The sequence below is a fragment of the Janthinobacterium sp. GW821-FHT03C10 genome (assembly GCF_059420865.1).
Map to the genome: position 1 here is coordinate 475,594 of NZ_JBWKUN010000005.1, position 14,414 is coordinate 490,007.

Below are 14,414 nucleotides of genomic sequence, written 5' to 3' on the forward strand. Positions count from 1 at the left end.
TTCGCTTTCCGTCTTCGCCAGTGTCCGATCGTGTTCTTCCAGACTGGGCCCGCATGACGGTGGCCGCTGGTTGCCTGCGCGCACCTAGCGAGGCCCAAGTTGAAAGAGTACACAGCAGTTGTCACGCAGCAGATCAAGGAACAGGTTTCCAAAGTCAAAGAAATCTTCCGCGACCATTCCCTTGCACCGGACTCCTTCGACGCCGCGCGCGACGATGCCTTGCCCCTGCGTTCGGAATTATTCAGCGCCATGCAGATGGCCGCCCACGGCAAGCACGTGGCCGCCGGTCATGCGGTGGGCAGGCATCATGGCCGCGACCGCCTGCTGGCGCGCCTGGCCGACAATGCGGCCCTGATCACGGCCACCGTCAATGAGCTGACGGCGACCGTCAAAAGCGGGCGCCAGGTCACGCCCGCCTCGGAATGGCTGCTGGATAATTTTTACCTGATCGAAGAGCAGATCCGCACCACGCGGCGCCACTTGCCGAAGAATTACAGCAAGGAGTTGCCACGGCTGAGTTCCGGCGTGGATGCGGGCTGCCCGCGCGTGTATAAAATCGCGCTGGAAATCATCTCGCACGGCGATGGCCGCGTCGACCTGGAAAACCTGTGCCACTTCGTCGAGGCGTACCAGGACGTGGCCACCTTGACCTTGGGCGAACTGTGGGCCGTGCCCATCATGCTGCGCCTGGCCCTGATCGAAAACCTGCGCCGCGTCGCCGCGCGCGTGGCCGACGACCGCATGCAGCGGGACCTGGCCAATACCTGGGCCGACCAGATGACGGAGATCGCCGAGCGCAATCCCAGCGGCTTGATCCTGCTGGTGGCCGACATGGCCCGTTCGAATCCGCCGATGACCAGCGCCTTCGTGGCCGAATTGTCGCGCCGCCTGCAGGGACAGAGCTCCTCGCTGACCCTGGCGCTGTCGTGGCTGACGCACAAGCTGGCCGAGTCGGGCCTCACCATCGAGCAGCAGATCCAGTCCGAGATCGGGCAGCAGGCGGCCGACCAGGTCTCGATCGCCAACAGCATCGGCAGCCTGCGTTTTCTCGGCACCATGGATTGGCAGGAGTTCGTCGAGACCATGAGCGTGGTCGAGCAGACCCTGCGCCTGGACCCGGCCGGCACGTATGGCTTGATGGATTTCGCCACGCGCGACAGCTACCGCCACGCCATCGAACGCATCGCCAGGCGCAGCGCGCGCAGCGAAGTGGAAGTGGCCGAAATGGTGGTGCAGCTGGCGCACACGCACGGCAACGGCAATGACGCGCGCCGCGGCCATATCGGCTTTTACCTGGTCGGGCGCGGCGCGCTGGTATTGGAAAAGCAGGCTGGCGCCAGGCTGCCCTTCATCGAGGCGCTGCAGCATACGGCGCGCGCCGCGCCGCTGGCCGTCTATCTGGGGGCGATCTCGTTCCTGACCCTGGCGACGAGCGCCTTGCTGCTCGAGCGCGCCGTGCGCCATGGCGTGCAGGGCTGGCCCCTGGCGGCGCTGGGCGCGCTGGCGCTGCTGGGCAGCAGCCAGCTGGCCGTGGCCGTGGTGAACTGGCTGGCAACCTTGATGACGTCGCCGCATCCGCTGCCGCGCATGGATTACCAGGCCGGCATTCCGTCCGATGCGCGCGGCATCGTCGTGGTGCCGACCCTGATCTACAGCCAGGAAAACGTGGCGGCCCTGTGCGAGGCGCTGGAAGTGCGCTATCTCGCCAACCGCGACCCGAACCTGCGTTTCTGCCTGCTGACGGACTTTGTCGATGCGTCCGCGCAAACGATGCCCGGCGACGAAGCCCTGCTGCGCCAGGCGCAGGAGACCATCCGTGGCCTGAACGAGAAATACCGCGTGGAGGGCGCCGAGTTCAAGGACAACGGCGACCCGGCCGACCCGGAAGAGCTGGGCCATGTGGGGCCGTTCCTGCTGCTGCACCGTCCGCGCCTGTGGAATTCGCAGCAGAATGCGTGGATGGGGCAGGAGCGCAAGCGCGGCAAATTGTCCGACCTGCACGCCTTCCTGCGCGGCGGCGCGCGCGACAGATTCTCGTTGGTGGAAGGCGAGTTGCGCGGCCTGCGCACGATCAAATACGTGATCACGCTCGACACCGATACGCAGCTGCCGCGCGACGCGGCGCGCGAATTCATCGCCACCATGATGCATCCGCTGAATCGTCCCGTGCTCGACGCGGCCGGCACGCGCGTGGTGGCCGGCTACGGCATCCTGCAGCCGCGCGTGGCCGTGGCCCTGCCCAGCGCGAACGCGTCGCGCTACGAGCTGCTGTGCGGCGGCGAACCGGGCATCGACCCGTACACGCGCACCGTCTCCGACCTGTACCAGGACGTGTTTTATGAAGGCTCTTTCATCGGCAAAGGCATCTATGACCTCGACATGTTCGAGCGCGTGCTGGGCCAGCGCCTGCCAGACAATAAAATCCTCAGCCACGACCTGCTGGAAGGCTGCTACCTGCGCGCCGGCCTGCTCAGCGACTCGCAGCTGTATGAAGAATATCCGGCCCGCTACGACGCCGACGTCAGCCGCCGCCAGCGCTGGATCCGCGGCGACTGGCAGCTGATCGGCTGGCTGCTGGGCCGGGTGCCGGGCCGCGCCGGCAAGCGCGAACGCAATCCTTTGTCGATGCTGTCGCGCTGGAAGCTGTTCGACAACCTGCGCCGCAGCGTCGTGGCGCCGGCCACCACTCTGTCGCTGCTGCTGGTGTGGGGCTTCCTGCCGCACGTGGCCTTCTGGAGCGCGGCCGTGCTGGCCATCATCTTCCTGCCGCCCGTCTTTTCGGCCCTGTACGATCTGCTGCGCAAGCCGCGCGACACCCTGTGGCGCCAGCATCTGGCGGCCTTCGAGCGGCGCTGCGGCGTGCAGTTTTCGCACGCCATGCTGACCCTCGTCTTCCTGCCGTACGAAGCGTGGATCAGCCTGGACGCCATCGCGCGCACCCTGTGGCGCCTGGGCGTGTCGCACAAGCACTTGCTCGACTGGCGCGCCTCGAACCTGCACAGCTCTTCCGGCAGTCAAGCCGACAGCTGGCGCGCCATGTGGTGCTCGCCCGCGCTGGCGCTGGCCACCTTCGGCGCCTTGCTGTACTGGCGCCCGGCCGCCTTGCCCGCCGCCGCCGTGGTGCTGCTGCTGTGGCTGGCCGCGCCCGCCATCGCCTGGTGGATCAGCCGTCCCATCGAGCGGGCCGTGGCGCGCCTGTCTGCCGAGCAGGGACGTTTCCTGCATGGCGTGGCGCGCAAGACCTGGGCGTATTTCGATACCTTCGTCGGGCCGGACGACCACTGGTTGCCGCCCGATAACATGCAGGAGCATCCGAACCTGGTGGTGGCGCACCGCACCTCGCCGACGAATATCGGCCTGGCGCTGCTGGCCAATCTGACGGCCTACGATTTCGGCTATGTGACCCTGGGCCAGTTGATCGAGCGCAGCCGCGCCACCTTGCACAGCATGGGCGAGCTGGAGCGCTTCCAGGGCCATTTCTATAACTGGTACGACACGCAAACGCTCAAGGCGTTGCAGCCGATGTATATCTCGACGGTCGACAGCGGCAACCTGGCCGGCCATCTGCTGACCTTGCAGCCGGGACTGGTGGAACTGTACGACGCCCCCATCATCGGCGCGCAGGTGGCGCAGGGCATCCGCACGACGGCGCAGGTGCTGCAGGAATTCATCGCCGCCGAAGGCGAGGGCAAGGCCATGCGCGAGAGCATGGGCCTGCTGCAGGCACCCGCCGCGCCCGCCACCCTGGCCGAATGGCATGCCTACCTGAGTGCCGCGAACGGCGCGGCCGAGGCGTTGCTGTCGCTGACCCTGCACAGCGAGGATGGCGAATTGTCCATGTGGACGGGCGCGCTGGCGCGCCAGTGCCGCGCGGCGCTGGCCGAGCTGCTGCAACTGGCGCCGTGGGCGGCGCAGGCCGGCATCGATGCGGCATGGCTGCGCGTGCCGACCCTGCGCGAACTGGCCAACCTGGAAGCGCCGCAAGACACGCCTGCCGAGCTGGCCACCTTGCTGGCGCAGGGACGCGAACAGGCGGGCCGCCACATGCGCGACATCGCCCACGCGGCGGGCCAGGCGCGCGACTTCGCGCAGATCGAATACGGCTTCCTGTACAACCCGTCGACCAAGCTGCTGGCCATCGGCTACAACGTCAGCGAACGGCGCCTGGATCCCAGCTACTACGATTTATTGGCTTCCGAAGTGCGTCTGGCCAGCTTCATCGCCATCGCCCAGGGGCAGCTGCCGCAGGAGCACTGGTTCGCCCTGGGCCGCCAGTTGTGCATGGTGGCCGGCCAGCCCGTGCTGCTGTCGTGGAGCGGCTCGATGTTCGAGTACCTGATGCCGCTGCTGGTGATGCCGAACTACCCGAATACCCTGCTCGACCAGACCTACCATTCCGTCATCGAGGCGCAGATCGATTACGGGCGCCAGCGCGACGTGCCGTGGGGGATTTCCGAGTCCGGCTACAACACGGTCGACGCCAGCCTGAATTACCAGTACCGCGCCTTTGGCGTGCCCGGCCTGGGCCTGAAGCGGGGCCTGGCCGACGACCTGGTGGTGGCGCCGTACGCCAGCATGATGGGCCTGATGGTGCAGCCGGAAGCGTCGTGCCAGAACCTGCAGCGCATGCAGGCGGCCGGCTACATGGGGCGCTACGGCTTCTTTGAAGCGATCGATTTCACCACCGCGCGCCTGCCGCGCGGGCAGGGCAGCGCCATCATCCGCTCCTTCATGGTGCACCACCAGGGCATGGGCTTTTTGGCCCTCAGCTACCTGCTGCACGACCGCCCGATGCAGCGCCGTTTCGAATCCGATCCGCTGCTGCAATCGGCCTTGCTGGTGCTGCAGGAACGCACGCCGCAGGCCGGCGCGTTTTACTCGAACACGGCCGAACTGGCGGTGCTGCGCAGCGGCGCGCCCGAGCAGGCCATGCCGATGCGCATCCTTACGCAGGCCAACAGCGCCGTGCCCGAAACGCAGCTGCTGTCGAATGGCCGCTACCACGTCATGGTGAGCAATGCGGGCGGCAGCTACAACCGCTGGAAAGACCTGTCCGTGACGCGCTGGCGCGAAGACAGCACGCGCGACAACTGGGGCAATTTCTGCTACCTGCGCGACCTCGACGACGGTGAAGTCTGGTCCACCATGTACCAGCCGACCCTGGCCGAACCGAAGAAATACGAAGTGATTTTTTCGGAAGGGCGGGCCGAGTTCCGCCGCGCCGACCATGGCCTCGACCTGTACACGGAAATCGTCGTCTCGCCCGAGGACGACATCGAAATCCGCCGCACCCGCATCAGCAATAATTCGAACCGCCAGCGGCGCATCGAGATCACCAGCTTTGCCGAAGTGGTGATGGCGCCGGCGGCGGCCGACGCGGCCCATCCCGCGTTCAGCAAACTGTTCGTGCAGACGGAAATCCTTGCGCATGAAAAGGCGATCCTGTGCACGCGCCGGCCCCGCTCGAAAGACGAGCAGATGCCGTGGCTGCTGCATGTGATGACCGTGCACGATATCGAGCGCTACGAAGTGTCGTTCGAGACGGACCGCGCGCGCTTCATCGGCCGCGGCAACACGGCGCAGCTGCCGCAGGCGCTGCAGGACGACGGGCCGCTCAGCGGCGGCCACGGTTCCGTGCTCGACCCCATCGTGGCCATCCGCTACGTCATCACGCTCGAACCCGACCAGGCCGTCACCGTCGACAGCGTCACCGGCATGGTGGAGCAGCGCGAGGCGGCGCTGCACCTGATCGACAAATACCAGGACCGCCATCTGGCCGACCGCGTCTTCGAACTGGCCTGGACGCACAGCCAGGTGGTGCTGCGCCAGTTGAACGCCAGCGAAGCGGACGCGCAGCTGTATGCGCGCCTGGCCAACGCCGTAATCTACCCGAATGCGGCCCTGCGTGCCGAAGCGAGCATCCTGATCAAGAACCAGCGCGGCCAGTCCGGCCTTTGGGCGTATGCGATTTCCGGCGACCTGCCCATCGTGCTGCTGCAGATACGCGACGCGGCCAATATCGAACTGGCGCGCCAGATGGTGCAGGCGCATGCCTATTGGCGCCTGAAAGGATTGATCGTCGACCTGGTGATCTGGTACGAAGAGCAGTCGGGCTACCGCCAGCTGCTGCACGACCAGATCATGGGCTTGATCGCCTCGGGCATCGATGCGCAGGCGATCGACCGCCCGGGCGGCATCTTCGTGCGCCTGGCCGAGCAGATCGCCAATGAAGACCGCATCTTGCTGCAATCGGTGGCGCGCGCCATCATCAGCGATTTGCGCGGCACCCTGGCCGAGCAGGTCAAGCGCCCGCCGAGCCCCGTGCTGCGCATGCCGCCGCTGCTGCAGGACCCTGCGCGCGAGCATGGCGGCGTGCCGCACCGGGCGCCGCAGCGCGAGCTGATCCTGGAAAATGGCCTCGGCGGTTTCACGCCCGATGGGCGCGAATACGTGATCACCACGGCAGAAGGCAAACAGACGCCGGCGCCGTGGTCGAACGTGCTGGCCAATGCGCAGTTCGGCACGGTGGTGTCGGAAGCCGGGCAGGCGTACACGTGGAGCGAGAACGCGCATGAATTCCGCCTCACGCCATGGCAGAACGACCCCGTGTCCGACCTGTCGGGCGAAGCGTTTTATGTGCGCGACGAGCAGAGCGGTCAGTTCTGGTCGCCCTCGTCCCTGCCCGCGCGCGGCAGCGGTGACTACGTGACGCGCCACGGTTTCGGCTACAGCATTTTTGAGCACAGCGAGGGCGGCATCGCCACCGAGTTGTGCACCTATGTGGCGCTCGATGCGGCCGTCAAATACTCGGTCATCAAGGTGCGCAACGACAGCGGCGTGCCGCGCCGCCTGTCCGTCACCGGTTACGTGGAATGGGTGATGGCCGACCTGCGCGCCAAGTCCGGCATGCATGTGGCCACCGAAGTCGATACGATCAGCGGCGCGCTGTTTGCGCGCAATAACTACAACACGGAGTTTTCCGGCCGCGTCGGCTTTTTCAATACGGACGCCAGCATCCGCTCGATTACCTGCGACCGCAATGAATTCATCGGCCGCAACGGCAGCCTGGCGCAGCCGGCGGCGCTGCGCCGCGTGCGCCTGTCCGGCAAGGCGGGCACGGGGCTGGACCAGTGTGCCGCCATCCAGGTGCCGTTCGAACTGCAGCCGGGACAGGAGCGCGAGATCGTCTTCCTGCTCGGCGTGGGCGGGCGCCGCAATGCCGACGCCAGCACCATGGTGCAGCGCCATGCGGGCAAGGAAGCGGCCCGCATGGCGCTCGACGCGGTACACGCGCACTGGGACACCACTCTGGGCGCCGTGCGCATCGAGACGCCCGATCCGTCGCTCGACGTGATCGCCAATGGCTGGCTGATGTACCAGACCATCGCCTGCCGTTTGTGGGCGCGCAGCGGCTATTACCAGTCCGGCGGCGCCTACGGTTTCCGCGACCAGCTGCAGGATGCGATGGCGATGATCCACACGGCGCCGCAATTGCTGCGCAAGCACTTGCTGCTGTGCGCGGCGCACCAGTTTGTCGAAGGCGACGTGCAGCACTGGTGGCATCCGCCGTCGGACCGGGGCGTGCGCACGCACTGCTCCGACGATTACCTGTGGCTGCCGCTGGCCGCCTGCCGCTATGTGATCGCCACGGGCGACGTCAACGTGCTGTCGGAAGTGGCGCCCTTCATCGAGGGACGGGCCGTCAAGCCGGAAGAGGATTCCTACTATGACTTGCCCGTGCGTTCGGGCGAGTCGGCCGACCTGTACGAGCATTGCGTACGCGCCATCCGCCATGGCTTGCGCATGGGCGTGCACGGCTTGCCGCTGATCGGTTCCTGCGACTGGAACGACGGCATGGACAAGGTGGGCGAACATGGCAAGGGCGAGAGCGTGTGGCTGGCCTTCTTCCTGTACGAAGTGCTGCAGCGTTTCGCCGAAGTGGCCATGCTGCGCGGCGACGCTGCGTTCGCCCAGTTCTGCCGCGACGAAGCCGTGAAACTGGCGGCCAACGTCGAGGAGCATGCATGGGATGGCGAGTGGTACCGGCGCGCGTATTTCGACGACGGTACGCCACTGGGCTCGCACACGAACGAGGAATGCCAGATCGATTCGATTTCGCAAAGCTGGGGCGTGCTGTCGGGTGCCGCCAACAAGGAGCGGGTCGCCGGCGCCATGCGCCAGGTCGATGCGCGCCTCGTGCGCCGCGATTCCGGCGTGATCCAGCTGCTCGACCCGCCGTTCGACAAGGCCGACCTCAATCCCGGCTACATCCGCGGCTATGTGCCGGGCGTGCGCGAAAACGGCGGGCAGTACACGCATGCTGCCATCTGGACGGCGATGGCGTTTGCCCGCATGGGCGATGGCGAAAAGGCGTGGGAGCTGCTGCGCATGATCAATCCCGTGCGCCATGGCGTCGACGCGCAGGCGGTGGCGTGCTACAAGGTGGAACCGTACGTGGTGACGGCCGACGTGTATGCCGTGGCGCCGCACGTGGGACGCGGCGGCTGGAGCTGGTACACGGGATCGTCGGGCTGGCTGTATCGCCTGATCGTCGAATCCTTGCTCGGCTTGACGCGCGAAGCGAACGTGCTGCGCCTGGCGCCGTCCATGCCGGCCGAATGGGACAGCTTCAAGCTGCATTACCGCTTCGGCGCCAGCAGCTATGCCATCACGGTGGAGCTGGCGCAGGGGCGGCCCGCGGGGCTGTCGCTCGATGGCGTGGCACAGGGCGGCAACAGCATCGCCCTGCGCGACGAGGGCCGCGAGTATGCGGTGCTACTGCTGCTGTAGTCTTGTCGTTGTGTCTTGCCACTTCTCTTGCTCGGGGCGCCGCCGGCCTGCCAGCAGGACCAGGCCGGCGCCGAACAGCAGCAGGTCGCGCGTGCGTACTTCGGGCGCGGATGGCATTGCCGTCCGGTGGCGGTGCAAGGGTGCCGCCATGGCGGCGGGGAGCTGGCTGGCGCAAGCGGCTAGGCACAGCGCCGCCGCTTTTCTGTTCAACTGCATATATTCCTCAAGAAAGCGCGCTGACCGTTCCGGATCGGCGCGCCGGTATTCATGTCGCCGACATTGTAATTATGAGCATGAATATTGTAAATGAGAAATTATCCAGGCTGTCTCAAAATCCCAGCGCCGCGCCCGCACCCAGCAGGGTGGCGACACCCAGCACGGCAAAGATCAGGGCCGCGATGCCATGCACGAGGCGCAGCGGGACGCGGTTGGCGATCCTGTCGCCCAGGTAGACGGCTGGCACGTTGGCCAGCATCATGCCGAAGGTGGTGCCTAGCACGACGGAAACGATATCGTGGTAGCGCGCCGCCAGCGCCACCGTCGCCACCTGCGTCTTGTCTCCCATTTCCGCCATGAAGAAGGCGATCAGGGTGGTCAGGAAGACGCCGTACCTGGCCAGTTTCGTCTCGTCTTCATCGAGCTTGTCGGGGATCAGGGTCCAGGCGGCCATGGCCAGGAACGACACGCCCAGCACCCAGCGCAGCACGTCGGGGCCCAGCATGCTGGTGATCCAGGCGCCGACGGCGGCGGCGAACGCGTGGTTGGCGACGGTGGCGACGAAAATCGCCAGCACGATGGGCAGGGGCTTGCGGAATTTGGCGGCCAGCAGAAAGGCCAGGAGTTGGGTTTTGTCGCCGATTTCAGCGAGACCGACGATGCCGGTGGAGATGAGGAATGCTTCCATGAGAGTGCAAGAGGTACGTGGGCCGGACGAATTAACCAATGATCCACGGGCGACTCCGGCCCATGCGGCCGCCCTGGATCAATGGTCTCGTCAAGTTTTGCAACCACCTGCACCATGGCCTGCGGGCCAATCATGTTGATACAGGTTCCCGCGGCAGGACCGCGGGACGACTACTCCCCAATGTTCGAGGCGCATCATACGCCTATGCCTGTTTCTGCGCCAGTGCTGCCGGCCGCCGGCGCCGTGCTGCGTGTGGGACTTCCACAACAATGATCGATTGCAAACAGACTCGACTTAGAATGCAGTTCTGTCCACGACTCCCAGATGGAATGCGCCATGCCGGTCCTTGTCCGCTTGCTTGCCTTGTGTTTGACCTTGTTTGCTCCCTTGCCCGGCCTGTGCGCCGCCGCGCCCTTCGACGACAAGTTCCGCCAGCTGGAAGAACTGCTGCCCACGCCGAACAGCTACCGCACCGCGTCCGGCGCGCCCGGTCACGCCTACTGGCAGCAGCGCGCCGATTACGTGATCCGCGCCACGCTCGATGAAGCGCGCCGCGCCATCACGGCCAGCGAGCAGATCACCTATCACAACCGCTCGCCCGACAGCCTCGCGTATCTGTGGCTGCAGCTGGACCAGAATGGCTTGCGCCAGGATGCCGACCAGCGCCGCGTCCTGAGCGCGCCGTCGCGCCAGGCCTGGCTGAGCGGCAACGAAGACGAAGCGCTGAAATTCGAGGACTTGCGCGCCATCCATGCGGGCCGCGAGTTTGACGGCGGCTTCAAGCTCAGCGCCGTGAAAGCGGCCAGCGGCAAGCCGCTGCCATATGTGGTCAACCAGACCATGCTGCGCATCGATCTGCCGGTGGCGCTGGCGCCCGGCCAGAGCATCACGTTCAATATCGACTGGTCGTATCAGATCAATGACCAGAAGGTGCTCGTCGAGCGCTCCGGCTACGAGTATTTTGAAGACGACAAGAACGCGATTTTCCAGATCGCGCAGTGGTTTCCCCGCATGGCCGCGTATTACGACACCGCCGGCTGGCAGCACAAGCAATTCCTCGGCTCCGGCGAATTCACGCTGGAGTTTGGCGACTACGAGCTGTACCTGACCGTGCCTGCCGACCACGTGGTGGCCGCCACGGGGGAACTGCAAAATCCTGCTGCCGTGTTGAGCGCGGCGCAGCGCGAGCGCCTGGCGCGGGCGAAAAACAGCGCGACGCCGCTGCTGGTGATCACGCCCGCCGAGGCGCTGGCGGCGGAAAAGGGCAAGCCGGCGGGGATGAAGACCTGGCACTTCAAGGCGGCCAATGTGCGCGACGTGGCATGGGCCTCGAGCCGCAAGTTCATCTGGGATGCGCAGGGTTTGGACAGCGGCGGCAAGCGCGTGATGGCCATGTCCTACTATCCGAACGAGGGCAATCCGCTGTGGCAGCAGTACAGCACGCGCGCCGTCGTGCACGCGATCGAGCAGTACAACAAGTACAGTTTCGACTATCCGTATCCGAACGCGATCTCCGTCAATGGCGCCGTGGGCGGCATGGAGTATCCGATGATTGCGTTCAATGGCGGGCGTCCCGTGAAGGACAAGAAGACGGGTGAAATCACGTATTCGAAGACGGCCAAATATGACCTGATCGGCGTGATCATCCACGAGGTGGGCCACAATTATTTCCCGATGATCGTCAACTCGGACGAGCGCCAGTGGACGTGGATGGACGAGGGCCTCAATTCCTTCCTGCAGTACCTGGCCGAACAGGCGTGGGAAGAGCATTTCCCGTCCTGGAATGGCGAGCCGCGCAAGATCGTCGACTACATGCGCAGCCAGAACCAGGTGCCCATCATGACCAATTCCGAGTCCTTGCTGCAGTTCACGGCGAACGCCTACGACAAGCCGGCCACGGCCCTCAACATCCTGCGCGAAACCATCCTCGGGCGCGAGCTGTTCGACTTCGCCTTCAAGCAGTACGCCTTGCGCTGGAAGTTCAAGCGCCCGACGCCCGCCGACTTTTTCCGCACCATGGAAGACGCTTCCGGCACGGACCTGGACTGGTTCTGGCGCGGCTGGTTCTATACCACCGACGCCGTCGACATCAGCATCGACGGCATCAGTGAATATGGCGTGAGCACGAAGAATCCGGAAACGGAAAAGGCGTGGAAGAAGGCGCAGAAGGCGGCGCAGCCCATCTCGATCTCGGACCAGCGCAACAAGGCGCTGCCGAAGAAGGTCGATACCGATCCGGCGCTGAAGGATTTCTATAACCGGCACGATGAATTCACGGTCACCAACAAGGACCGCAACAGCTATGCGGAAGAGCAGGAAACGCTGGAGCCGTGGGAGAAAAATCTGCTGGAACAGCACAACATGGGCAAGCATCTGTACCTGGTCGACTTTTCGAATCTCGGCGGCCTGGTGATGCCGCTGATCCTGGAAATCGAACTGAAAAGCGGCAAGAAAATTATCGAGCGCGTGCCGGCCGAAGTGTGGCGCTACGCGCCGCACAAGATCAGCAAGGTGATCATCACGGACGAGCCGATGGTGGGCCTGGTGCAGGACCCGTACTGGGAGACGGCCGACATCGACACCAGCAACAATAGCTGGCCGCGAAAGATCACGCCGTCGCGCCTGGAGCTGTTCAAGCAGGACCGGGACAAGCATAACCTGATGAAGGATTTTAATGTGCCGCTGAAGGCGCCCGAGGCCAAGCCGCAAGCCAGGGCAGAAGCAAAATAGCGAAACAGCGCCGGCCAGTCCGGCGCTTTTTTCTGCCGGCCTGCGCCGGAAGTGCTATTCTGCGCGACGCCCCGGCGCACACGGACCGGGGCTTTCGCAAATCATTCAAAAGACGACCATGCAAACTTTGACCTTCCTGCGCGCGCTGGGCTGTGCGCTACTTTGCCAGGTGACCCTGGCTGCGCACGCCGACCCCCTCAGCTACGCGCGTTACGACCAGGTGCGCACGCGCGACCTGCAGCTGGACCTGAAAGCCGACTTCAAGCAAAAGACGCTGTCCGGCTATGCCGAGCTGTCCTTGAACTGGATCGACCCGGCGGCGCGCACGCTGGTGCTCGATACGCGCGACCTGTCGATCGCCAAGGTGCAGGTACAGGACAAGCGCGGCGCCTGGCAGATGGCGCCGTACCAGCTGGACAAGGCTGACCCGGAAAAGGGCCAGGCGCTGCGCATCACCACCACGGGCCAGCCGGGCAAGGTGCGCGTCTACTATCACACGGCGCCGAACGCGATTGCGCTGCAGTGGCTCACGCCGCAGCAGACGATGTCTGGCAAGCTGCCGTTCATGTTCAGCCAGTCGCAAAGCATCAACGCCCGCTCTTGGGTGCCGTCGCAGGATACGCCGGCCGTGCGCTTTACGTATAGCGCGCGCATCGATGCGCCAGCTGGCATGCGCGTCGTGATGAGCGCCGAGAACGACGAAAAGGCGACCGGCAAGGGCGGCTGGAAATTCAGGATGCCGCAGCCGATTCCCTCGTACCTGCTGGCGATCGCCATCGGCGAACTGGAAGTGCGCAAGCTCGGCCCACGCTCCGCCGTGTATGCGGAACCGCCGCGCATCAAGGCGGCCGAATACGAACTGGCCGACACGGAAAAGATGATCCAGGCTGCCGAGGCGCTGTACGGCCCGTATGGCTGGGGGCGCTACGACATGATCGTGCTGCCGCCGTCGTTCCCCTACGGCGGCATGGAAAACCCGCGCCTGACCTTCCTCACGCCGACCATGATCGCGGGCGACCGCAGCCTGGTCGACCTGATCGCGCATGAACTGGCCCACTCGTGGTCGGGCAACCTGGTCACCAACGCCTCGTGGAAGCACATGTGGCTCAACGAAGGCTTCACCACCTACGTCACAACGCGCATCGTCGAGCAGCTGTACGGCAGCGACGTGGCGCAGATGGGCGTGCAGGTCGACCAGGAAGAACTGGCCGCCTCGATCCGCGAATTGCCGGCCGCGAAAACGGCGCTGATCACGCGCGACGCCGACGCCAACCCGGCGGAAACGTACACGGATGACGGCATCATCTACCCGAAGGGCGCCTGGTTCCTGGCCACCATGGAGCGCCGCGCCGGCCGCGCCGTGTTCGATCCCTTCCTGCGCGGCTGGTTCGACCAGCATGCGTTCCAGAGCGTGACGACGGAGCAGTTCATCGCCTACCTGCGCAAGAACCTGCTGGCGCGGCATCCGGACGTCATGCCGGAAGCGGAGCTCGAGGAATGGCTGTATGGCACGGGCGTGCCGGCCAGCGCGCAGCGCGTCGTCTCGCCGCGCCTGGCGCTGCTCGACCAGCACCGCGACGCCTGGCTGAAAGGCGAGCTGGCGACGAAAGACCTGGGCATGGACAAGTGGATCGCCATCGAATCGATGCACTTCCTGAACGACATCAACAACAAGGCCAGCGCGGCGCAATTGCGTGAGCTGGACCAGGTCTACGGCGTGGGCAAGAGCGGGAACAATGAAGTCGCCTACCGCTTCTATCTGGCCTCCGTGAACGCCGGCTACGACGTGCGCCAGCCCTTGCAGGCATTCCTGCTGAGCGTGGGTCGCCAGAAGTTCGTCGTGCCCCTGTACAGCGCCTTGATGAAGACGCCGCAAGGCCATGCCTGGGCCAGGGACGTGTATGCGCAGGCGCGCGAACGCTACCACCCGGTGACGCAGGAAAGCGTCGATAAATTGATGGCCGCGCAAGCGCATTGAACCTTTCTTTGG

General features: G+C 65.2%; 5 protein-coding genes and 1 riboswitch. Of the genes, 3 read left to right on the forward strand and 2 right to left on the reverse strand.

The features are described from left to right. Window positions 1–162: 162 nt before the first annotated feature. Entirely contained in the window at window positions 163–8,790 is an 8,628-nt protein-coding gene (locus AC07VH_RS19235) for a glycoside hydrolase family 94 protein (RefSeq protein WP_494787678.1), read from the forward strand. Here the strand turns inward: AC07VH_RS19235 and AC07VH_RS19240 are convergent. Further along, entirely contained in the window at window positions 8,776–9,006 is a 231-nt protein-coding gene (locus AC07VH_RS19240) for a hypothetical protein (protein WP_494787478.1), read from the reverse strand. The two genes, AC07VH_RS19235 and AC07VH_RS19240, sit on opposite strands and share 15 nt — an antisense overlap. A 112-nt stretch (window positions 9,007–9,118) precedes the next feature. Continuing rightward, the gene (locus AC07VH_RS19245; RefSeq protein ID WP_436497821.1) at window positions 9,119–9,694 is read right to left on the reverse strand and encodes a TMEM165/GDT1 family protein; all 576 of its coding nucleotides are present in this window, start codon (window positions 9,692–9,694) and stop codon (window positions 9,119–9,121) included. A gap of 21 nt (window positions 9,695–9,715) precedes the next feature. Next, window positions 9,716–9,885, reverse strand: a riboswitch (yybP-ykoY riboswitch). A 145-nt stretch (window positions 9,886–10,030) separates the two neighbouring features. Here AC07VH_RS19245 and AC07VH_RS19250 point away from each other — a divergent pair. Further along, window positions 10,031–12,424: a M1 family aminopeptidase gene (locus AC07VH_RS19250; protein ID WP_494787477.1), complete on the forward strand. Its 2,394-nt coding sequence runs from the start codon at window positions 10,031–10,033 to the stop codon at window positions 12,422–12,424. A 118-nt stretch (window positions 12,425–12,542) separates the two neighbouring features. After that, entirely contained in the window at window positions 12,543–14,402 is a 1,860-nt protein-coding gene (locus tag AC07VH_RS19255; protein WP_494787476.1) for a M1 family metallopeptidase, read from the forward strand. Window positions 14,403–14,414: the final 12 nt, after the last annotated feature.